The following is a 22,682-nucleotide window of genomic DNA, read 5'->3' on the forward strand; positions in this document are numbered from 1 at the left end:
CTCTCAATTTTCTTCGCTTGATGAGAAATGAGTGAGAAATCGGGGTGCCCCAGGTTCGCGAAGCTAACCTGGGGTAGTTCACAGGATTTCAACAAACACTGAATATTTCGCACTCACGCAATCCCGGCAAAAGGCTCCTCCAGCGAAGGACTCTGCGGCGTGAACAGCTCTGCTCCGTTCTCCGTTACGTGCATATCATCCTCGAGTCGCACTCCGAACTCGCCACGGATATAAACTCCCGGCTCATCCGACAACACCATCGCCGGAGCCAGCACAGGATGAAGCTCCGTTCCGAACATGTTGTTCTTCACGAAATACGGCCACTCATGCCCTTCCATGCCCATTCCGTGACCGACGCGATGCGTAAAGTATTTGAACCCGGGCCCATATCCCGCATCTTCGATCACCTTGCGCGCCGCCGCATCCACATCCGCCAGCGGAACACCCGGCTTCGCCGCAGCCAGCGCCGACGACTGCGCGCTGTGCACGATCTCGAAAACGCGCTTCATCTTGTCCGTCGCCTTCCCCAGCACAAAGGTGCGCGTTATGTCCGACGTATATCCCTCAACCGAGCAGCCGTCATCGAGCATCAGAATTGTGCCTTCACGGATCGTCTGCTGCTGCGCCGAGCCATGCGGCGAAGCCGTAAACTCGCCGATGTTCAGGCTCGCCTCGCCCTCGAAGCCTACCTTCTTATAGGCCGCCTGAATCAGTCCGCGCACATCGCGCGTCGTCATCCTAGGACTGAGCGACTGGTACACCGCGCGATACACCAGCAGCGTGGCATGGCATGCCAGGCGAATGCAGTCGAGCTCATGCTGGCTCTTGAGCATGCGGCAGCCCGCCGTTACCGGAGTCGCACTCACCCACTTGATCTGCGGCCCTGCCTTCGCCAGGCCATCGGCGAAGACGAACTTTACATTCTCATCGAGCCCGACCGTACCCGTCGCAATTCCACGGTCCTGCAATCCCTTCGCTGTCAGCGTATAGGGGCTTTCATCTTCCTGCCAGGTCAGAATGTCCGCGTCCTTGGCAAACGGCCCCGCGCCCAGCAGTTCCTTCGCCCGGTCTTCTTCAAATGCGGGACAGACGACAAACGGCTTCGCTTTTGCCGGAATCACCAGTGCCCAGAAGCGCTCACCGCCGCCAAAGCGAACGTTGGCAAAATAGACCGATGAAGCCGCATTGTTCGCCAGAACAATGGCGTCAATCCTGTTCGCAGCCATCAATTCCCTGGCCCGTTCAATCCGGGCCAGCCGCTCATCATTGGTAAAAGGCTTCGCCTGCCCGGTAAGATTCGGCAAAGCAGCAATCGCCGGCGAAACAGAGCCGGCAGCGGATTCCTGAGCACGCAGACGCTGGTTCAAACCAAGCACAGCAGCAGCCGAGGACAGTTGAAAAAACTTTCGACGGGAAAACATACCCCATCCTACACAACACCCCAAAATTCCCAACTGACTTTCGATATCGCTCACGGAAATAGAGGCAAATGAAACTGGAGTAAAATGGAAATAGATCTTTTACAGGCTTCAGACTTCCACGAAGCTGCTCCACATGGGGGCGTCACGGTTTCGACGGGATTGTTTGCGGCATAGAGGCATGCCGGGGGCTGGGCACCCGTAATCGCTCGGAAAATGATAATTGCCGATCATCAACTGGCATACGCTGCTTAATTAACTAAGTAGCCGTCCTCCGCAGCTTTGTCTGCGGGCTGCGGAAGGACGTCGCACAGCAGACTGGTATTTGTGGCTGGGTACGGGCCATAAGTACGAGATCCACGGACTAGCAATGCGCGCATCTTGTCCGTTCTGAGCGCGCAAAGCGAAACTCATCGGAACGCGACTGAGCATGGAGTCTCTCTGCTGACTGCAATTTCGGACGCGGGTTCGACTCCCGCCGCCTCCACCAATTAAGCCATTTATCTTCAATTGCTTACATATGAAAAAGCGAAAAAGGCGATGAGAATTGCCAAGTTCTGGACAGATGGCTTGCTTTACGATCGAGGACAAATCTGGGTTGGGAGTCGAGATCAATCTGGCATTTAGCTCAGGGTGCTGGACCACCCGAGCACTGCAATCGCAGCCAACAACACTACCACTCCGGCAGTCATCCATCTTTGTGTGTCAGCGTGCGTGAACTTCCATTCGCCTGTCCAGTAACCTGCAAAGTTGGCCGTAATCAGACCAGCGATTAATTTGATCGGCCATCCAATTGCCGGCCCAAGCTTCCCGATCATGGGAGAGGCGAATCCATAAAGAAAGATGTCCCCTCCCCACAACAATCCCATCAGGATCGCCAATATATACAAGGTTGCGGAGCGCGTAACAGCATAATTCGCCCAACTTCGGTTCTTGCTGAGAAGATATGCGCAAAAGCATAGGTTTGGAACTGCTCCGCAGGTCAGCATCAATAGCCAGATCAAATTGGAGCCAGCGAAAGGGCTGTAGCCGAGATGAACTGCGGAACCTAATATGGGCTGTGCCTTACTGTAGCCAATGTTCAGCACTGCAGAAAGCAGGCCCGCGCCCACACAAAGCAGCAGGCCGACTCCGAAACTTCTGGCCCTGCCGACCATTTCCCCTCGAATGGTTTCCGCATTGTCTCTCTGGCTTCTCTCTCGCAACAGGCCGGCGTAACCGCAGCAGATGATTCCTGCAATCCCGATAAGCGTCCCGAATACGATTGCATGTCCCTGCGGTTGATGAAGCCGTTCCGGGGCAAGCACGATCATCGGCAGAAACGATCCCAGGGATGCGCTGATCGCAAGCATCAAAGTGTTGCTCATCGAGATGCCGACTGCGCTGACTCCCTGCCCAAACATAATGGCGCCAAAGCCCCACGCAAATCCCAGCACACAAGCCCAGGCAATCGCGTGCGGCGGTGCTAACGCCAGGACATGCACGAAGTCAGGAACCGTTTCGCGGGCAATCACGAGAGGCATCAGCACGCAGGAAACAAGGATGAAAATTGCCCACACGTTCTCCCATGCCCATCTGCCGAGGTACTTCATGGGCAGGACAAAAATTCCACACAGGACTCCCGCGACAATGATGTATCCGATTCCTGAGATCAGAACCGATGTGGGTATGCTCACATCCGTCATGCGAGTGCCTGTAGCTGCGTGCTGTCACCCAGTTCTGAGGCCGATTCAAGATCAAGATAGAGTGTTGCTGCCGGATGCCTGCGCAGAATGGTCGCGGGGCAGTACGTAGAGATCGGCTCCTGCAAAGCACGGCGAACGATCTGCGCTTTTCGTTGCCCCGGAACTGTAACAATCATTCTGGGAATATGAAAAATGGTGGGGATCGTAAGTGTGAGCGCGCGGGAGGGCACATCCTCCAGCGTTGCAAACCATCCTTCGGCAGCCTGTTGCTGTCTGCATTCAGCGTCGAGCGTTACCATCTTCATGGGCTTTGGGTCATTGAAGTCTGCCTCGCCAGGGTCGTTGAAAGCCAGGTGGCCATTCTCCCCAATGCCAAGCAGGCACAGCTGCGGTTCCGCTTTGCGTAGGGCTGCGACATATTCACGGCATGTTGACTCAGGATCTTCGGTATTGCCATTGATCTCCGTGAACTCACGCATAGAGACACGCTGAGTCAGGTTGTTGCGAAGATAATGCCGAAACGACGCAGGATGGCTTTCATCCAATCCAACGTACTCATCCAGATGGAAGCCATAAATCCTGGACCATGGGAGCTCGTACTCTGTCACAATCGCGCGAAGCATGTCGAGCTGCGACGCTCCCGTGGCGAAAACAACTCCGATATTCTCTCGCTCGGTGACAAGTTTATGCAGAAATTGCGAAGCAGTATACGCGGCTGCTCTTCCGGCTGACTCGCTATCAGGGTGAATCTCAACATTTAAGGCATCGACGCGGAAGCGAATGATTTTCATATACACCAGGAATGATTGATATCAGTCTGGACCTGATACTTTATGCCTCAGGTCCGGAAGTACATCGTGCTTTGCTCAGAATTTATATTTTGCTGAAAGCTGGAAGAATCTTGCATCGGGCGTATTGTTCTGGAAAAACTGTGTGCCCGTAATCTGGCCTCCGTTTGAGTTATTGCCGGATATTCCGATCGCATAACTTGGGGTGTTCAGCACGTTAAAAGCGTCTACGCGAAGCTCCAGCCGCTGTTCACGCCATGCAGGAAAATCCTTGAATAAGGAAGCATTCACGCGCTCAAGGCCGGGCCCATGGACCGTATTCGATCGGCCGCCGAGATAGGAAGAGATCTGCGCCGGATCCGTAACCAGTGAACCCGCTCCGCTACGTGGAATCAGGCTGCCTGATAGAGGGTTGGCGAACGCACAAGGGTTATACCAGTTTGTCTTGGTCCGCGTGCGGGGAGCACAACTGATATCAGGATTTGATGGGTCGGGAGAGCCTCCGGGAGCAAATGGATCGCGGACCATGATTGACCGTGCGCTGCCCCCGGAAGCAGCGCTGATATTCGGCGACACCGTAAAAGGCTTTCCAGTTTGCGCAAAGAAAGTTATGTTCGTAGCCCAGCCTCCCGCAATGGAATTAATCAGTCCACCACGATTGAGGTGAGCACGCCCCCTGCCGAAGGGCAGCTCATAATATCCGTTGAAGTTAACCCTCTGGCGGATATCATACGGTGAGTTCGTATACTCATCACGAATAGGAATAAGGTAGAAGTTACGATAGCTGACTCCTCCAGCAATCGGATCATAGGAATCATCCAGAGCGTGTGCCCAGGTGTAAGTTGCCAGGAAGTTCAATCCATTGGAAAAGCGCTTCTGCAGTTTTGCCTGTAGAGCGTTATAGTTGCTTTGCCCTATGTAGGCCATGATCGTTCCGCCGCCTATGCCTTGAAACGGCTCAGCATACAGAGAATTATTGGCCGGATTCTGCAGCGCCAGAGCGGAATTGAAACCATCGTTGGAAACCAGATGGCGTGTAATATTCCCTACATACCCAATCGATGCCATCAGGTTATTGGACAGGGATTGTTGTACGAAAAGGTTATAGCTCATCGTATTGGTCGTCTTTGAATCCTTCGGAATTCCCTGCAGCGATGGCAGCGATACAAAATTCTGCAGCCCTGCCGCTAATGGTTCCGAGAACCCCGTCTCCAGCTTCTCCTGCAGCGATGGACATGTGTTGGGAGCGCAATTCGGGCGGCTGAATGAATCCGACTGGCCAAATGGGAAATTCAAACCCATATTCGGTCCTACGCCTACCGGCTCCAATCCGCCATAGAAAATGCCGAATCCGCCGTTCACGACCGTGTCCGGATGGGGTGAGAATGCAAAACCGATGCGCGGCGCAAAGTTTAAATATTGCCCGTTTACCAGGGCTGGGTTCTTTACATACTGCAAAGCGATATTGTTCTGCGCCAGAATAGTCTGGAACGCTGCAGGCAAGGCGACCTTCGCGCTTTGCTGGGGAATAAGGTAGACACCCGTCCCCTGGGCAATTCCCTGCACGCCTGTAACATTGAAGTTCGCCTGAGCTCCCGATGTTTCTCGAAATGGCTGGAAGTAGTCATAACGGAGTCCAAGATTCACCGTGAGCTTTTGCGTGATTCTCCAATCATCCTGAGCATAGGCGGCGCGGTACCACATCTGGTCATGGATGTTGACTTCATTCGTGAGCTTCGCGCTTGCCATCTGGTCGGCAAGGAAATCCGCGATTCCCGAGCCCGTATAACTGGCTCCCAGATTGCTGGTATAGAGGCCGCTGAAACTGTATGCACCGCGCGACTGAGGCGGCTGTATGGCCGCGACGCGGATATTCTGAAAAGCCACGCCGAATTTCAGGGAATGGTTTCCAACCACACGTGTTACGTTGTCCAGTATCTGATAAATGTTCTGATGTTCGATCGATGGATCGTAACCGGGAGCTCCGAATCCCGTGATGCCACTGACTGTAACCTGCGGCAGTCCCCCGTTATATGGCCATTCCGGTCCATACGGGATGCCTCCGAATCCAAGTTGTGCTGCAAGATTAGTGTTGTAGTAGGGCTGTAAGAAGGCAAAGCCTCCATAGTTATAACCAAAGCGTGCTTCATTGGAAAAATTCGGATTGAAGATGTGAGTCTCGCTTACAACTACATTCTCAATCAGATTTTTAAGCTGACCGGCGTTATATGCGCTCCCATTCAGAATCGGGCCAAGCGGCGGCGGCGAATATCCGGGAGTATTCACATAACTCAGCCGTGCAAAGGCCAGATCACTCGGCCGAATGTTCCAGTCAAAACGAGTATCCCACTGAAAAGTGTTCGCTACATCGGTCAGGTTCTCGACATAGTTGTTGTAGGTCTTGCCGTCATTTGCATTGGGCTCCGGATAAAGATTAAGGATTCTTTGTGCAATTGAGTTGATCTGGTTGGAACAGAAGGTATTGTTTTGGCCGTTGCAGCTCAGCTCAGCCGTACCGCCGGAATTCGGCTCATAAAGCTGCACCGGTTTTGTGTTTCCCGTCAGGCTGGTATTCAACAGTTCCGTAAAGTTTCCCTGGCGCATGAGGGGAGTAGGAACACTCAGCGTGTTTGTAACCCCATCGGTAACGCGATTGGCCTGCGCATCGCCAAAAAAGAATAGCTTGTTTCTGAGAATGGGAAGACCCAGGGTAGCGCCGAACTGATTATCGTGATACGGCGGCATCGTCAGGGCATTCCAGTTTTTTGCCGAGAGGTTCGTGTTGCGAAAATACTCCCACGCATCTCCGTGAATCTGATTTGTACCCGACTTGATCGTTGCATTGACCGCCGCTCCGGCAGAGTGGCCAAACTCCGCGCTGTAATTGGCAGTGTCCACCTTGAACTCGGAAAGCGCATCCGGGGGAGGAAGTACGCTGTAGCTGGATCCATTCATCAGATCCATAATGTTGGCATTGTTATCGACCCCATCCAGCAGGAAGTTATTCTGGTCGCCGCGCTGTCCATTGGCGCTGAAGTCTCCTGTGCCTCCACCCTTGGTGCTTGTTGAAGGAACAACGCCCGCGGTGAGTTGAATGGCGTAAACCCAGTTGCGCCCATTCAGCGGTGTATGATCGATCGATTCCGTGCTAAGCACCTGCCCCACAGATCCGGATTGCGTCTGCAGTAAAGATGGTGCTGTCGTCACTGTCAACGTCTGTGAAACTGTGCCGGGATGGAGCGTGAGATTCACATTCAGGCGCTCCTGCACGTCAAGGTGAATATTTTCCTGGACTGTCTTGTTAAACCCAGCAGCTTCGGCGCTGATCCTGTAGCTGCCGATCTTCAGCGGAGGAAAAACGTAAATACCGCTGCCGTTCGTCTTTGCCTCCAGCGTCAGGTTGGTCTCCGTGTTGATCACTGTGACCTCGGCGCCAGCAATCACTGCGCCTGAAGCATCCTCAACCACTCCGGTGATCGTTCCCTGGTCCACCTGGCCGAATGCAATGGAGGCTGTGGCCATAATGCTACAGATTCCTAAAATCGATGAGATCGCATATCTTCTGTGGGCTTGCATAGATTTTCCTTAGTGCGGGAAGTTACCATTTGGCGTCAATGTTGGGCGAAATCATATCGGCGAGGGCGCGGCCTGTAAGACTGGTTACCGTATTAAACGCATTCATTCCGCCCCGGGTATTCGACTCGGCGCCGTCATACAAAAGACCATACGATTTGCCGTTTTCCGGATTCAGAACGAAGGCATTGAAACGCTGCACGGCCTTGGCAACGCGCGGGTCCCGATCGACGTGCTCGTAATACCAGATCAGATAATCAGCAATGCCGGGGCTGCGGGTACGGTCCCAGCTCGTCTGCTCCATTTCTGACCATGAGCCGTTCGCCAGCTGCGTGCGCAAAAGAAACTCGATGTTTGGCTTGACCGTTTTCTCAATCCACGACTTCCAGGACCGCTTGCCGCAGTAAAGATCAAACGCAATTACGCCTTCTCCAACATAGCCCGATGTTCCATAGGTCTGGGTATCAAACAGCTTGTGGTTTATCTGCGGATCATCCCGCTTGTCCCAGTCGAACCCTTCCTCGGCCAGAATGTGCGGGATGTTCCCATCGCTGCGCATCGTGCTGAAAACCCATCGCAAGGCGTGATACGCAATCTCGCGATACTGATCTTTGTGAGTCTTGTGGTACATCCACGTGAATATCGGGCTGCCGGTCAGCGCGGAAGATAGAGTGTATTGGTCATGAAGAGGATCAGTGAGCTTTCCGTCCACCACCTTTCTCCACCCGGTTCCGAACGCGCCATAGGGATGAATCATCCCTTCCTTCTGGATCGAGTCAACATAACGCTGGACGGCGGCAAAGTATTTCTGTTGCCGCTCGTGATCAGCATGGTCGTAAAGAACAATGAAGAGAGAGATTGCGCTTCCGGTATCGGCCATATATACCGGGCCATATCCGGTTTGCCAGAAGCCGTTAGGCATCTGCTTTGCAAGCAGGTAATCGCCGTAAGCCAGAGCCGTATCAAGATAGCGCTGATCGCCAAAGATCTGATATCCGGCAACCAGCGTCCGCATATAATAGCCGCCGATATAAATCGTAGGAAACGTGCTCTTGTTCTGTACGATGTAGTCGCAGACCCTCTTCAATTCCTGTTTGGTTTGAGTGCATCCTGAATCCGAACAAAAAGATGAGCTTGTCTGAGCCCGGAGATTACCGGCAAGCAATATTCCTGACAGAAACAGCACAGCTGCTCTCACGGAGTGTGTGCGGATAGAATTCAGAATCACGATCGTATTTCCTCCAGTACGGCAAAGCCAGGTGCGGCCGCAAAAACAGGCATTGCTCTGCGGCCGATGTTGTTAAAAATTCAGTGTTGCTGCAAACTGCAGCTGACGGGGTGTTCCGGGAGTTCCATTGACTCCCGTACCTGCAGTTGAGGTAACTTCACCGAAGCTTGTGCTCGTCAACGCTGTAGACGGATTATTGAACACCGGATGATTCAAAACATTGAACGCATCCATCCGAAGCTTCAGCACCAGCGACTCTCGAATCGGAAATTGCCGGAAGATCGAGCTGTCCAGCGTGAGCAATCCCGGGCCGCTATATATGTTTTGTCCGATGTTCCCCTCGGTAGCGCCGGCCGGAGTAATGAAGGACGACGGATCAAACCAGTAGTGTGAAGTACCGATGCCATGAAGCTTCTTAAATGGCGCAACCTTTTCGGCAACCTGAATTGTGCCCGGCGCGTTCAATTGAGCTCCACTGGAAGTAAATGTGAGAGGTGTTCCTGTATTGGCGTGCAAAATAGTGGATAGCTCCCAGCCGCCGGCAACACGGCTTGCCCATCCGCTGTGCAGATATGGCTGATCTGTCCCAAATGGAAGCTCATACACGAAGCTTTGCGCATATGTTTGTGCGTTGTTATAGCCAAGCGCCGAATAGTTGCGCTGATACGTTCCCGGCAGGTAAAACGACAGGCCGCCGTCGCTGACGCTGTTCGATATCCATCCCATGGCTTTCTGCCACGTGTAACTCGAGGTCCATGCCAGCCCGCGAGAAAACTGATGCTTGAGCGTCAGCTGGAGCGAGTTATAGTTGGACGACGTAGGATAGCCATATAAGGTAGTGGCGGATGTACGTCCGAATGTAGTGTATTCAGGCTGCCCTTTTGCTCCTGCGCCGGCAACCAGGCCCGCATTCAGGTTGTAACCGGCAGGAACATGCCGGCCAACATTTCCGACATAGGCGATGGTACTCACCCATCGTTTTCCCAGACTCTGCTCAACGGTCAGGTTATAAGAAGCTACCGATGGATCTTTGTAATTTGTTTTTACAACGCTCCAGCTGGAGGCTATGGGAGCGTTGGATACTGTGCCATCAGAAGAAACTGCGACCGGCGCCGGCGCTGGAAATCCTTGTTCCAATGTTGCGGGCTGGCCGGCGCTGTTCAACGCGGGAGTATAAGTATTGAGTGAGTTAAAGGATACATTCGTTCTAATTGGATAGTTATAAGCATAAGCCAGGCTCTGCCAAGGAGTGTGACTGATGCCGAACCCTCCGCGAACAACAGTATTCGGCATCGCTCTATAGGCAAAGCCGATTCTCGGTTCATAGTCATCATGGACGCTCACGCCCAGCGTGTTTGAAATTCCTCCAGGATAGCCTGAGAGATGCAGCGAGTTAGTAGTTGGATCATATTGCGAAAACCCGCCTTCGCCTGCCTTTGGATACGCTGGAGGGATAATTCCCATGCGCAATCCATAAGTCAGAGTTAGCTTCGGTGTTGCCTGCCAGGTGTCCTGAGCGAAGATGAAGTAAAGCTGTTCACGCCATGATGCATTGCCGATATTTCCATCCGCATTGATCTCCCGCGCAACCTGACTGGGCACATCCAGCAGAAAACTGGCAAAGCCATTGCCCAGGCTGGTCTTGGAGCCGGAGGCATTCAGTTCTGTCTGTCCCTGGGAGTACGTAAATTGTCCTCGCGGGCTGTACGACGCAATCTGATAAAGGTCCTGGCGATTGAGTCTCACTTCTCCGCCGATCTTGAGCGAATGATTGGCGATGATCTTGGTCCAGTTGTTTACGATGTCTACGTTGGTTTCAGCGCGGTCCCAGGGCTCATACGGGCTATAGCCAAGCATCGGCGATGAGTAGCCCGACACAAGCATGCTGCTCAGGCCGCTGGTAAACGGACTTATGTTCGCTCCGGGAATCCCTGCCTGCGTTGAAGTATCAAGACCATAGCCGGAAGGGTTGGCTGTGTTGTGATCATGATCGACGCCGAGGCGCAGCTCGGTGATCAATGTGGGCGAGAATATGTGCGTATACTCTCCGGCAGTATTGAAAATATTCTGATAGCCAGTCCCCTCGAATCCTGCGCTGGCGCCTCCCGGTCCGCCGCCTTCATTGCCAAAGGCAGGCGCCTGCTTCGTCACAATCTGTTGCCAGCTGTAGCGGTAAACAAGGTGGTCCTTGCTATTCAGATTTGCGTCGAACTTGGCGTCCAGTTGGTCGGAGATCTGAGAGTACGGCAGCGTTGTCTGGTAGTTATTTGTAAAACCTGCATTCGATATGTTCGGTTCAGGAACAAAGGCCAGCAGCTTCGCCGCTACAGGATCGATCCGGTTTGCTGGAATCACATTCGGAACTCCGTTCGTTACAAATTGTGACCGCCCGGAACCGTCCGGATTGCCGGTATTGGGATCATAGATAGGCGTTGGACTGGCGCTGAGATCGCCCGTTCGAAATGCAGGCGTCGGCAGCGTAAACAGCTCGTACAGACTTTGAACGTTCGAGGTACGCAGAAAGTCAACGAAAAAGAAGGCGCGATTTCGCTTAATCGGCCCGCCGAGCGCGCCTCCGGTGTAGTTGTAAGTAAATTGCGGACGCGGCCCGGTGTTATTGAAATAGCTGCGTGCCTGCGTAGCACTCACCTGGTTGTACTCGTATGCCGTTCCATGAAAAGCATTCGTGCCTGACTTGAGAACTACGTTCGTCACTCCGCCCGCCGAGCGGCCGAACTCAGGTGAATAGTTGCTGGTTTCAACATCCACTGTCTGAATCGCCTCGGCTGGCGGGATATAAACCTGCAGGGCGCCGCTGAATTCGTTGTCGTCAATTCCCTCGATCTGAAGATTGTTGGCCATCACAGATTGTCCATTTACCTCAAAGGATTGCGAGTTCTGAGCATTGAAGAAAGGTGATTGGTCGTATACGACCGTGCTGACGCCGGGCACCAGGGACTCGAACGACTGAAAGTTTCTCGTGGAACCGTTGGGCAGATCCTCTACCTGCTTCGATTCAATCTGCTGGCTTACATCGCCGCGATCGGTCTGCAGCAGCGGCGCCTGATCGGTTACCGTCACCGATTGCGATACTCCGCCGACCTCGAGCACTACATCTATGCGCGCCGTGGTGTTCACCGGCACGCGCACATCTTTTACGATCTTGGTTTGGAATCCGGAAATAGAAACCTGAACGGTATAGACGCCAGGAGGAAGAAGAGTGAAGTCATAGTTTCCACTTCCATTCGTCGCCTGGCTCCGCGTCGCACCCGTTTGCTGTTCTGTAATGGTTACCTGTGCGTTTCCGACTGCTGCGCCAGAAGAGTCACTTACGGCGCCAACCAGGGTGGCAGTCACTTCCTGCCCAAAAGTCTCCTGCTGCAACAGTGAGAAAAGGAGAATACCCGGAAGTATGCCGAGCAGGAGAAATGATCGCAGAACTGTCATGCCAATTACCTCAATTTGAGAGACCGGTCTATTAGTTTTCGGGATCGGCAAATGGGATCGACCCTGTATCGCCAAATCCGGAACGGTCCGCACTTTATTTCGTCAATGTGCTCGATTCTTATTGAGAAAAATGAGCAATGTCAACAGAAAAATTTCTCATAAATATAGATAATTTCTCATATAAGCGCCGCTGAGGGATGGATAGAGGTTCTATTAAGTAGAACTGCCGCGTCTAGCAGAATGGGATTCATATGCGCAGGCGAAAGAAACCATCAGCATTTCAGCCCACACTGCCCTTGAAAAATAGGACAGGATTTTTAGCTGGAAACCACGGTTTCTGAACTTGCAATGATTTCTGAAGCAGGAGAGGCAGGCCGGCAGGAATCTCTCTTGATCAATTCAGTTGGAATCGTAACTTGTTGCGGAGCCAGCTGTGCGTTGTCAATGCGGTTGAGAAGCACCTCAACCAGATTTTTTCCCAATTGCTCAGGAAATTCGCGGATGGTGGTCAATCCCGGATAAAGCCATGAGCCAACCGTATCATTGCAGCCGGCGACGCTGATATCTTCTGGAATTTTCAACCCGCTGTCCCGGAGCGCTTTATAAACGCCATGGGCAGAAGGATCGTTTCCGGCGAAGATTGCGGTGATGGGCTGGTTCCCTGCCAACAGGGATTTTGTCCCTAAATAACCGATCTCGGCGTCATCTTCAGAGTGGATTTCGCTTTGCCGAGGCGTGAGACCTGCTTCTTCCATCGCCCTGCGATACCCTGCAAAGCATCTGGAAAACCACGGAAGACGCGTATTGCCGACAAAGCCGATGTGCCGGTGACCCAGGCTGATAAGATGCCGCGTCATGTCATACCCTCCCTGAACATCATCGGAGAACACGACGTCGTAATTCGCATGCTTCGGCCTGTGAATCACGTTGTTTCCCAGAACAACAAACGTAATTCCCTTATGCTCGAGCATCTCGATGAGATTGGGAGAATTCGTACCCGCCAGGATGACTGCCCGGACAACATCGTGCCGCTGCACAATCTTCGGCAGGTGGAGTTCCTTCCACGGGACCTGCGCCGAATAATTAAAGCTCAGAAACACCATGTCCCAGCCATGTGCCGCACAGGCTTCTTCCGCGCCGATGAGGATGCGGGAGTGGAAAGCGTGCAGCATGGGACGATTGCAAAGAAGAAAAGCCAATGCCTTTGTCTTATTTCGCTGCGAAAGATCGATATCGAGTTTCGCAGCCGTCTCCAGAACTTTCCGTTGTATCACCGGATCGACGCGATTATTCCCATTCAATACGCGGGAAACAGAGGCGACACTTACGCCGGCGCTCTCTGCAATTTCCTTAAGCCCAATCTTGGTCCGTGGGGTGTTCTGTTTTTTCATATTTACCAAACCCCAATATAACTCGCTAACTGAAAATTTTCCCCGATGCTGGGAAAATTCTAAAACAATTTCGGAGAGGTTAGGCGCACGCTTTTTCGTACTTGATGACTCCCATGAAACATTAAGCTCTGACAATTACGATGTTAGCGATCCCGCTCCTTCTTTGTGCAAATTTTCTTATATTTTTAGATAATTTCTAATCATGTGATATCGTTTCCCCGTGGCCGACGAACCATTCCACCTGGATAACCCCACTCCTCTGCAGCGCTACCGGCAACTGCTTCTGGAAGATGTCGTGCCGTTCTGGTTTCGGCACGGCATAGACTGGCAATATGGTGGCGTGCTGTCCTGCCTGCGCGACGATGGTTCGCTGGCCAGTGGGGATAAGTTCATCTGGTCGCAGGCGCGCTCTGTCTGGACCTTCTCTGCACTATACAACCGTCTGGAAAAGCGCCCGGAATTCTTGAAAGCCGCCGCGAACTCCGTACGGTTTCTCCTGGATCATGGCCGCGACAGTCAGGGGCGCTGGGTCTACCGTACAGATCGACAGGGAAAGATGATCGACGGCGCCATCAGCATCTATGTTGACTGTTTTGCCGTTTACGGTCTCAGCGAATACTATCGTGCCGTTCCGGATCCATACATACTCTCCATAGCCCAAGAGACTTTCGCGCGCATACAACGCCGCGTGGAAGAACCCGATTTCTCAGAAACCGCTCCCTACCCCTTGCCTAGTGGTTGGAGGAATCACGGAGTTCCCATGATCCTCACCGAAGTAGCCAATGAACTGGCGCAAACCGTCAACGATGCAGCCATCGACTCTCTGGCAGACGAGTATGCGCGACGGGTCATGCAGCACTTTGTCCGGCCGGATCGCCGAGCGGTGCTCGAATTCCTGACCCGGGATTACAAAGAGCTGCCTCCTCCCGCAGGCACCTTCATGATGCCCGGTCACGCCATCGAATCCATGTGGTTCATCATGCATCTGGCACAACGGCGTGGAGATCAGCAGCTGATCCGCCGTGCCGCCGAGGTCATGCACTGGCATCTTGAGCTGGGATGGGACCAGGAATTTGGTGGAATATTTCTATCCCGTGATCTTGAAGGCCATGAGCCCTACCTGCCTCATTCGGAGAAGAAGGCATGGTGGCCTCATGTAGAGGCGCTCTATGGCACTTTGCTGGCGCACGAACTTACCGGAGAAGCCTGGTGTCTTGAATGGCATCGCAAAGTATCCGATTGGACGTGGGCACACTTCCCTGTCGCAGAATTCGGAGAATGGCATCAACGCCTGACACGCGAAGGCCGGCCCACGGATGAAGTCGTGGCTCTTCCTGTGAAGGACCCTTTCCACCTTCCGCGCGCCGCTATTCTAATTATCCAGCTGCTGGACCGGATCAACATAGCTCGCCCCGCGGAACCGGTTGCGCGTCAATCACAGATATGAGCTCTTATTCCATCACGGGCCGCGACATTGTCAGTGGCCATCCGCTTTCCGTCACAGTAAAGGATGGCCGTATTGCATCTATGGATCCTGGCTCTGTCGAAACGGATGCATGGCTAACGCCTGGCTTGATCGATCTGCAGGTCAATGGATATCGAGGCCATGACCTGAATGGAGATCACATTGATGCCGATCTCGTTATCTCGCTTGTTCGCGAGCTCATTCGCAGCGGAACGACAACTTTCCTTCCCACCATCATCACAGCGCCCGAAGAGAAGATCATCCGCGCGCTCCGTGCAATCGCTGAGGCCCGCCGCGCCGACGCTCAGGTAGCGCATGTCATCCCCTTTGTACATGTCGAAGGCCCGCATATCTCACCGGCAGATGGCGCCCGCGGAGCACACCCTCGTGAAGCGGTTCGCCCGCCTGATATCGATGAATTCGAACGCTGGCAGCAGGCATCGCACAATCTGGTTGGAATGGTGACTGTTTCCCCGCACTGGGATGACGCCGCGCACTACATCGCAAAGCTGGTCTCGAAAGGTGTGCTGGTAGCAATCGGACACACCGATGCCACTCCGGAGAGTATTCGGGCCGCCGTTGACGCGGGCGCAACGCTCTCAACGCATCTCGGCAATGGAATAGCCCAGACTCTCCCGCGCCATCGCAATCCTCTCTGGCCACAGCTTGCGGATGATCGCCTTACCGCGACCTTCATCGCAGACGGCCATCACTTGCCTGCCGACACGCTCAAAGTCATGTTGCGCGCAAAAGGATTCGATCGCAGCATTCTTATCTCCGACAGTGTGGAGCTCGCAGGCATGCCGCCGGGGATTTACAGTTCTCCTATAGGAGGCCGCGTGGAGCTCCGTGCTGATGGCCGCCTGAGCCTCCTCGGCTCAGACTTCCTTGCTGGTTCGGCATGCTCGCTCAGTCAGACCATTGCGTGGTTGGCACACTCAGCCATCTGTACGCCTGGCGATGCGATTCGAATGGCAACTGAAAATCCCGGGCGCCTGATCGGTGGGCGCGGCACTCTCCGTCCTGGTCATCCTGCAGACCTGCTCTGTTTTCGTTTAGATCAGGAGAAGCAGACTCTGGATGTCCAGTCTGTATGGGTCCAGGGCATGGAATGCTGCTGAAGCGTTAATGAATTCCCTTCCGAAAGTTTTATGACGAATCGAAACATTTGCGACGAGATTGTCAGCCGCATTTCGCGGCGTGAATTCCTTGGTCTGACAGGCCTGACTGCGGGCGCGCTGATGCTGAACGGAAATTCGCTGGCAGAAGCATTCTCTGCAAATAAAACCGCGGCGACATTCCAGGACGAGCTGACCGCAACGCATGATCTCGTTTCTCTTCCCGCCTGGGGGCCATACTCCAAAAAACATTTCGGGATCTCTCATATCGCTGATCCGCATCGGGGACTGAGCTTCGATCTGAGCATATTTCCCCTGCTGGCAAATGGCCCAGCGCGGCTGCCTAGTGTCACGGATCCTCAGCCCGGGGTCCATCCATGGGAGGCCGCGCCAGACCTCAAGTTTTATTCCTTTCGCTTCGCGAACTTCCCCAACATTCCCAAGGATCAGCTTTACTGCGATCTCTCTTTTTCTGAAATTGACAGCCACAGCCGCCTTATTCGGATGGAGCTGAGTAACCGCACAAGTGCCTCGCAGGAGATCGTGGTGAATTGCCTGGCACAACTATGCTTTCCTCCGTTTCGCGAACTGACTGCTCAGCCGATACGCCTTTATGCAGCCGAACTTCCTCCAGGATCTCTCTGGATCAATGCAGTGGATTATGAGGACCTGCGGTTCGCGCAACCGCGCCCCACTGACAATCTGGTGCAGGATGGCAAATGGCGCGCCGAAGAGCGGCGACATGATTGCGTTGGAGGATCCGTCGTTGCTCAAGGCTTCGGCCAGAACTCCGGAGACCGGGTGCAGTATCGTGTGGACCTGAAGCACGAATTTTCCGATGCAGTTCTGGTATGGCGTTACGAACAGAATCACGATGAGAGCGTGACCTTCCAAATGAGCGGCTCTGTTCATGGCGCGATCACCTTCCGCGGCACTGGATCATTCACCACCGTTGCCGTCCCCCTCGGACATTTAAGCGCGGGAGCAAAAGAATTCTGCTTCGCATCTGCCGGCGGCTCCGCTCCTGCCCTGAATGGGTTTGTAATCGTTGAAGCCTCGCTTGCTGAACAAATTCGATTCGTAGAACAGCCATGGCATCCCGAACCAGCAATAAACAACGCCGGCCAGAACAACGCACTCATCCTGAAGTATCAGGACATACCCAACTTCTACGGCTTCTCCGTAGACATCGGTTGGACCGATCATCGCGAACTAAAATGGCGCGACCTCGATCAGGCATTTCATTGCGAATCGGATGCGAACACCAAAGCGCGAATCTTCGGCACCAACAACGGCCGTCCCGGCGACCCCGATTCTCTCTTTATTCATAGCTGGACCAAGCCATTCCTGGTGCCACCTGGCGCAGATCGCGTCATTCATGTCCTTGTCTGTACCGGGGCTGAAGCCGAAGTCCGGCAATCGCTCAACAGATTTAAACCAGAAGCAAAAAGAAATCAGCGAGCGTACTCCTTCGCGAAAAGCAAATGCTTTGAGCCTGTCTCCACGCCGGACGCAACGCCTTTCGCGCAAAGCCAGAGGCTGATGGCGGCTGTCACATTAACCAATCTTGTCTACCCGCTCTATGCGCAGGGCAGTTATATTCGCCACTATTCGCCGGGAAAGATTTGGGACTGTCTTTACACATGGGATGCGGGTTTCATCGGCCTGGGGCTGCTCGAAATCGATCTCCGCCAGGCGATCGACAGCCTGAACGCATACATGACCGCGCCTGGAGCGCAATCTGCCTTCATCCATCACGGCTCTCCCCTGCCTGTGCAGATTTATCTTTTCAATGAGCTGTGGAACAGGACGCAGTCTCGGGAGCTGCTCACTTATTTCTATCCCCGTCTTCGGCAATATCATCGCTTCCTTGCCGGACGCCTCGGCAGCTCAACCATGCGCCGGCATCAGGATCATCTCATCTGCACATGGGATTACTTCTACAATTCCGGCGGGTGGGACGACTATCCTCCGCAAAAGTTCATGCATCAGCAGAAACTCACAAAGGCCGTCGCTCCCGCAATCAACTCTTCCCACACCATCCGCTGCGCAAAGCTATTGCGCCGTATGGCAGAAGAATTGGGAGAAACAACGGACTTCGCAGAATACGATCAGGACATCGCAGTTCTATCCGACTCCCTGCAAAAATATTCCTGGGATCCCGCCTCCGGATACTACGGCTATGTCCTGCACGACCAGTCCGGCAAGCCAACAGACATTCTGCGCACGGACAACGGCATCAACTTCAATATGGGTCTCGATGGCGTTTGCCCTCTGATTGCTGGGATTTGTTCCCCTGAGCAGACGCAGCAAATTCTCGATCATCTGTTCTCAACACAACATCTCTGGACAGATGCAGGAATCACCACCGTCGATAAAACTGCGCCCTACTACAATCCAAACGGCTACTGGAACGGCAGTGTCTGGTTTGCGCATCAATGGTTTCTCTGGAAGACGATGCTCGATCTCGGCCGAGGGGACCTGGCGGTGCGCATTGCGCAGACCGGCCTTTCTGTCTGGAAGCAGTCGACCGATGCAACCTGGGACTGCATGGAGCATTTCGTTCTCCGGGCACCGTTCGCCGACGGATGGCATCAATTCAGCAGCCTGTCCTCGCCCGCCTTGTCCTGGTTTGCTGCTCTGTTCACTCCCGGCCGTATCACCTGCGGGTTTGATGCCTCGATTCAGGAGTATTACTTCCATCTGGAAAAGCGGCAGCTTCGCACGAAAATCAAAGTCTCATCCAATCTGGCGCACAAGGAGTTTTCCATTCTTGCCTGCATGCCCCCGCATCCCCGATACAGCGTCTTGTGGAATGGAGCACCTGCAGCTTATACGCAGGTACGTGATGGCTTCTTACAGATTCAATTACCATGCGGAGCTCTTATCGGCGAATTGTCTATCTCGACTACCTAAGCTTCCCGTTTGCGCAATCCTCAGATGGATGTTAAGGACAGAACGCAGGCACAGATCGCGCTGCTGCTCTCAGAAATGATCTTCTCGGATTGAAACTCATTTCAATAAAATACCCAACGGATGCAGGATCAGCTCTTTTTCAGAGGCGGCTTGAGGGTGCGCACTACGCGGATAACTATCTTCTCGTGGACAGTTGAGCTATCAAGGATCAGGTTAGCGGCAACTTGTGGATCTTTAATGTTCGTGACGTAGGCCTGGAATGCGTCAAAGCTGTCGCCGTAGTCGGATTCGAGCATATTCTTTTGAATCGTGACTGCACCACGGCGGAGAATATCGAAGCACAGATCCGCCCATTGCGCGTTGCACTGGTTTATCGACTTTTGGAAATCCTGACGGCTAAAGTGAGTCGGCCTCTTTTTGTCGTCGTCATTGATTGGCACATTCGCCGCAATTATATCTTCATTGTAGTAAGTCGGCGCCCAACTTTCTCCGGAACCCAGATGAATCGATGATGCCGGCTTCCCGCTGGCTTCCATGAACAGACTGCAATAGAAACACGAAGCCATCTTTGTTGTTGAAGGATCCGTAGGCTTCTTGCCAAGCAGTCCAATCTCGTAGGGTGTGCCCGAGTAAAGCTCATCTCTCTTTTCGCCAGCTTTTTCGCGGTCGATTTCTGCTTGGACCACATCGTAAACTGCTTGGATCATGCCATGGGTATACCCGACGACGAATGTTTGATAATCAGGCTCCTTCTGATCCTCATCCCGATATACCATCTGATATTCAGAGCGTGTTTTCTCGGCAGCTGCGTTATCGTAAATAATTCCCCAGGTGCTAACGTACTTTACGCGCTTATCAGGAGAGTTGCCGCGCTCGATCGCGTACCCCAGAATCCCGGGCTCACTTGGAAGCCATCTTTCACCGGCTTTTCCAGATGGATACGACCGAAACGTGCTGTAGATGTAGGACTCACCATACTGGCGGGCGGACATTCCGGTATAGGCGCCCGGTCCCTTGTATCCGAGGAACCCATTGCTTTTGATCTCATAAATCCTGTGCCCGCAATGCGGGCTTCGAATCGGACTATTCACGTAGCGGTTCTCGTTATAGAGTTCCAAGTCGCCAGTCTCGCCAACGATCCAGATAACGCCGTCTCCTCCATAATTTGGAGTCGCATCAACGACCACTTTAGGCTCATCCTTTGTGAGGTTAATACCCAATGCGACATTGATGCGATCGATTGCATTTTCCAGAAGGATCCATCCTTTGGTGAAAGCGATATCTTCCTCTGCAATCGTCTTCAGCTTGGCTATGTCTTTGACTTGATTCTGAAAATGCGCAACTTCCGAAAGATATTCTTTAACTATTGGATCGCATTTCTCAACCCAGTTTGTGTAGCTTAAGATAGTTGGAGGAAGCGTTAGTCTGGGCAGGATTGGGAAGTCGTGTTCTACTTCGGCAGCGAACGCACAATTCTTCTTAGCTTCCAATCGCATTTGAGCATAACCAACTACGGCCGCAGTCATGATCACGTCTGCATCGTTATTTGGGTTAGTTTCGTTGCCAAAAATACCTTTAGTCCTTCTTACACCCATATTTCTTCTCCTTGGTCTGCTCTGTGACAACTGCTCTTCAGCTTGCTGAGCGTGTAAGTGGATGCTTCGGTCTAACTTAACGACCGGCAATCCTTAGAACCCTGGAAACAAGCGCTTCAGTATTTCGAACTGCTCCGACAGAGCGGTGCGCACAGCATAGTCCTCGATCAATGCCGCTGCCGCCTTGCGCTGCTCGCCCATGTCCACCACCGATCCATGCCGGACAGTTAAATCCATCGGCTTAGGACGGAATGGCGCCTCTACCTCTGGAGCATCGGTCACCGTAAAGCATGCCTTGGCAACGCCATCGCCAAATAGTGCAAGGGTCCGCTCCTGGCTGATCCCGCTGTGCCGGACTATGTTGTGGCTGATTTGCTCCACCGCCAATTTCTTGGCATTCAAGAGTCCCTCGAGTTCCTGCACTGCATCTGTATCCTTTCCGAGGGCGGCCGCTAGCAGATCATGGCGATACTGCGGTAAAAGCAGCAGCTGGGCTTCGAGGTTCCGGGTAACTGCATCGATATCCTGATGTTCGATCAGCCGCAGAACAGCGGCGATATAGATATCTGAAGACTTCAATGTGGAGTGGTTGATAAAACCGTTGTCGTCCAGTGCGGTACGCAGCGCGACGTCGTCGGTGTAGGCCGCTTCGGAGAAGTAGGTTTTCCATCCCAGAACCTGAACAAGAAGACGCAATACATGGCGGCCGGACAGGTACCGGTTGCGCTGGAAGACGAGTGGACGATTGGCCACGGCATACATCAATTGGCGCGCCCACTGGATTCCTGGTTGATTGTAGCCAGAGGTGGCGGGAGCGTAATTCGGGGCATACTGGACGATGGTCGCGTCTACGTTGGGGTTTAGAGGGGCTCCCGCAAGATTGGCCGTGCCGGCCATTCGGTTTAGCATCGCCTGCATGTCAGGCTGAGGGATTACGAGCGAAGTCCAAATCTGGTTAAAGCGATCCAGCCGCCTGCTGAGTTTGTCCTTGTGATGGGAGCTGCCGTCCGCGATCTCGCAAAGCATGATCGCGTTTTCGCGCAGATGGTATGGGAGAGTGGGAAGGGGAAGCATGTATAGACGGCGTGAGGGGCCCTCGAGCACACCGACCCTTTGCGGCAATACAACCAAGTCGCCGGTCTCGAGCTGCCGCCATACCTCGACCGCCTCCACCGTGTTCCGACGAGGAAGGGTGACGTCAATCAACTCCATCAGCTCCGGCCGCTCGATCTCGGGACCTTGCCGATACAAGGGATCCGGCGGTATAGGTCGTGCTCGGGAAACCGTCGCGTGCCAGGTATAACCCATGCGAAAAAGCTGAAACGGGACCACACCGTCGTTGAAGACAATGCCGGGAAGAAATTTGGATGGAACGTGCTCGTCGCTGAGCGGCATGCGTCCGTTCATCCACATTCCCAGACGTTCGTAGTCAAATACCTGGCGGAAGGTCTGAGGATTATCGCATGTGAGCTCATAGTAGCAGTGGCGTTGTTGCTGATCCGGTGCCCACAGGACAGTAGGACTAGGCGGGAACCCAAGGGCGGATGCTAGACGCGCGATCTCCACCCCTGTCTTTATCATTTGGTCTCTGACGATGTCTTCAATCCGGTTGTAGAGATAGGTCTGGACAGGCAGCGGCGCCCATGGGTTCACAATCACCTGAGTGTCCCAATCGGAATTGCCGCCACCCTGATCCTGGGCTGGGACGCCTGTCGGTTCATAGACACATGAGTAGGCGTTTCCACCCTTCATGTAGAAGCGAATCAGGGGCTTGTTGTCGTCGATGTGGAGCTCGTGATGCGCGAGGGACTCCAGCTCAGTGAATCGTTCATTCAGTTCTTCGAGCGACTCCAGAACTTTGAGGCGGATTTCGGGATAGTTGGTCGCAGTATTGATCGTGCGCGTCAAATCACTGCTCAGAGCACGTCTCAAGGCTCGGACTTCAGAGTTTTCCAAAGGTCTTTCTCCGCACTGACCAGGATTCAAATTAAGACGGTCTGCACCAGAAAACGCGGACAGATTGACGATGTTTGCTGCTTTTTCCGCGAATCAGGGGCT

The 22,682-nt window shown here is 53.5% G+C and carries 12 protein-coding genes and 1 other RNA gene; 4 read left to right on the forward strand and 9 right to left on the reverse strand.

Features of this window, described 5'->3' with window-relative positions; translation table 11 throughout:
* Positions 1-113: 113 nt before the first annotated feature.
* Positions 114-1,421: a M24 family metallopeptidase gene (locus AC5S16_RS05655; RefSeq protein WP_493929055.1), complete on the reverse strand. Its 1,308-nt coding sequence runs from the start codon at positions 1,419-1,421 to the stop codon at positions 114-116.
* Between the two features lie 135 nt (positions 1,422-1,556).
* Between AC5S16_RS05655 and ssrA the strand changes: the two genes are divergently transcribed.
* Positions 1,557-1,908, forward strand: a transfer-messenger RNA (tmRNA) gene (gene ssrA / locus AC5S16_RS05660).
* Positions 1,909-2,041: 133 nt separating this feature from the next.
* On the opposite strand, the gene AC5S16_RS05665 is transcribed toward ssrA, so the two are convergent.
* From AC5S16_RS05665 to AC5S16_RS05690, 6 genes are all read right to left on the reverse strand, one after another.
* Positions 2,042-3,103, reverse strand: a complete 1,062-nt coding sequence (locus AC5S16_RS05665) for an L-rhamnose/proton symporter RhaT (RefSeq protein WP_493929056.1) — start codon at positions 3,101-3,103, stop codon at positions 2,042-2,044.
* Complete coding sequence (locus AC5S16_RS05670) at positions 3,100-3,894, reverse strand: glucosamine-6-phosphate deaminase (RefSeq protein ID WP_493929057.1); 795 nt, start codon at positions 3,892-3,894, stop codon at positions 3,100-3,102. Before AC5S16_RS05670 ends, AC5S16_RS05665 begins: the two co-directional genes overlap by 4 nt.
* Before the next feature lie 75 nt (positions 3,895-3,969).
* The gene (locus AC5S16_RS05675; protein WP_493929058.1) at positions 3,970-7,413 is read right to left on the reverse strand and encodes a TonB-dependent receptor; all 3,444 of its coding nucleotides are present in this window, start codon (positions 7,411-7,413) and stop codon (positions 3,970-3,972) included.
* A 76-nt stretch (positions 7,414-7,489) separates the two neighbouring features.
* Positions 7,490-8,551 carry a glycoside hydrolase family 88 protein gene (locus tag AC5S16_RS05680; protein WP_493929059.1) on the reverse strand — a complete coding sequence of 354 codons (1,062 nt, stop codon included), beginning with the start codon at positions 8,549-8,551 and terminating at the stop codon, positions 7,490-7,492.
* 213 nt (positions 8,552-8,764) lie between these two features.
* Positions 8,765-12,139, reverse strand: coding sequence for a TonB-dependent receptor (locus AC5S16_RS05685; RefSeq protein WP_493929060.1), 3,375 nt, complete (start codon positions 12,137-12,139; stop codon positions 8,765-8,767).
* A gap of 317 nt (positions 12,140-12,456) precedes the next feature.
* Positions 12,457-13,530 (reverse strand): LacI family DNA-binding transcriptional regulator, encoded by a 1,074-nt coding sequence (locus tag AC5S16_RS05690; protein WP_493929061.1) that lies wholly within the window; start codon positions 13,528-13,530, stop codon positions 12,457-12,459.
* Positions 13,531-13,750: 220 nt separating this feature from the next.
* Between AC5S16_RS05690 and AC5S16_RS05695 the strand changes: the two genes are divergently transcribed.
* From AC5S16_RS05695 to AC5S16_RS05705, 3 genes are read left to right on the forward strand one after another with little or no spacing between them, the layout of a single operon-like run.
* Positions 13,751-14,977, forward strand: coding sequence for an AGE family epimerase/isomerase (locus AC5S16_RS05695; protein WP_493929062.1), 1,227 nt, complete (start codon positions 13,751-13,753; stop codon positions 14,975-14,977).
* Positions 14,974-16,116, forward strand: coding sequence for an N-acetylglucosamine-6-phosphate deacetylase (locus tag AC5S16_RS05700; protein WP_493929063.1), 1,143 nt, complete (start codon positions 14,974-14,976; stop codon positions 16,114-16,116). Before AC5S16_RS05695 ends, AC5S16_RS05700 begins: the two co-directional genes overlap by 4 nt.
* 30 nt (positions 16,117-16,146) lie before the next feature.
* The gene (locus tag AC5S16_RS05705; protein ID WP_493929064.1) at positions 16,147-19,029 is read left to right on the forward strand and encodes an MGH1-like glycoside hydrolase domain-containing protein; all 2,883 of its coding nucleotides are present in this window, start codon (positions 16,147-16,149) and stop codon (positions 19,027-19,029) included.
* Between the two features lie 128 nt (positions 19,030-19,157).
* Here AC5S16_RS05705 and AC5S16_RS05710 read toward each other — a convergent pair whose 3' ends face one another.
* On the reverse strand, positions 19,158-20,624 hold the full coding sequence (locus AC5S16_RS05710; RefSeq protein WP_493929065.1) for a hypothetical protein: 1,467 nt from the start codon (positions 20,622-20,624) through the stop codon (positions 19,158-19,160).
* Between the two features lie 93 nt (positions 20,625-20,717).
* Positions 20,718-22,556, reverse strand: a complete 1,839-nt coding sequence (locus tag AC5S16_RS05715; protein WP_493929066.1) for a hypothetical protein — start codon at positions 22,554-22,556, stop codon at positions 20,718-20,720.
* Positions 22,557-22,682: the final 126 nt, after the last annotated feature.

The organism is Acidobacterium sp. FHG110202_01, from assembly GCF_059115305.1.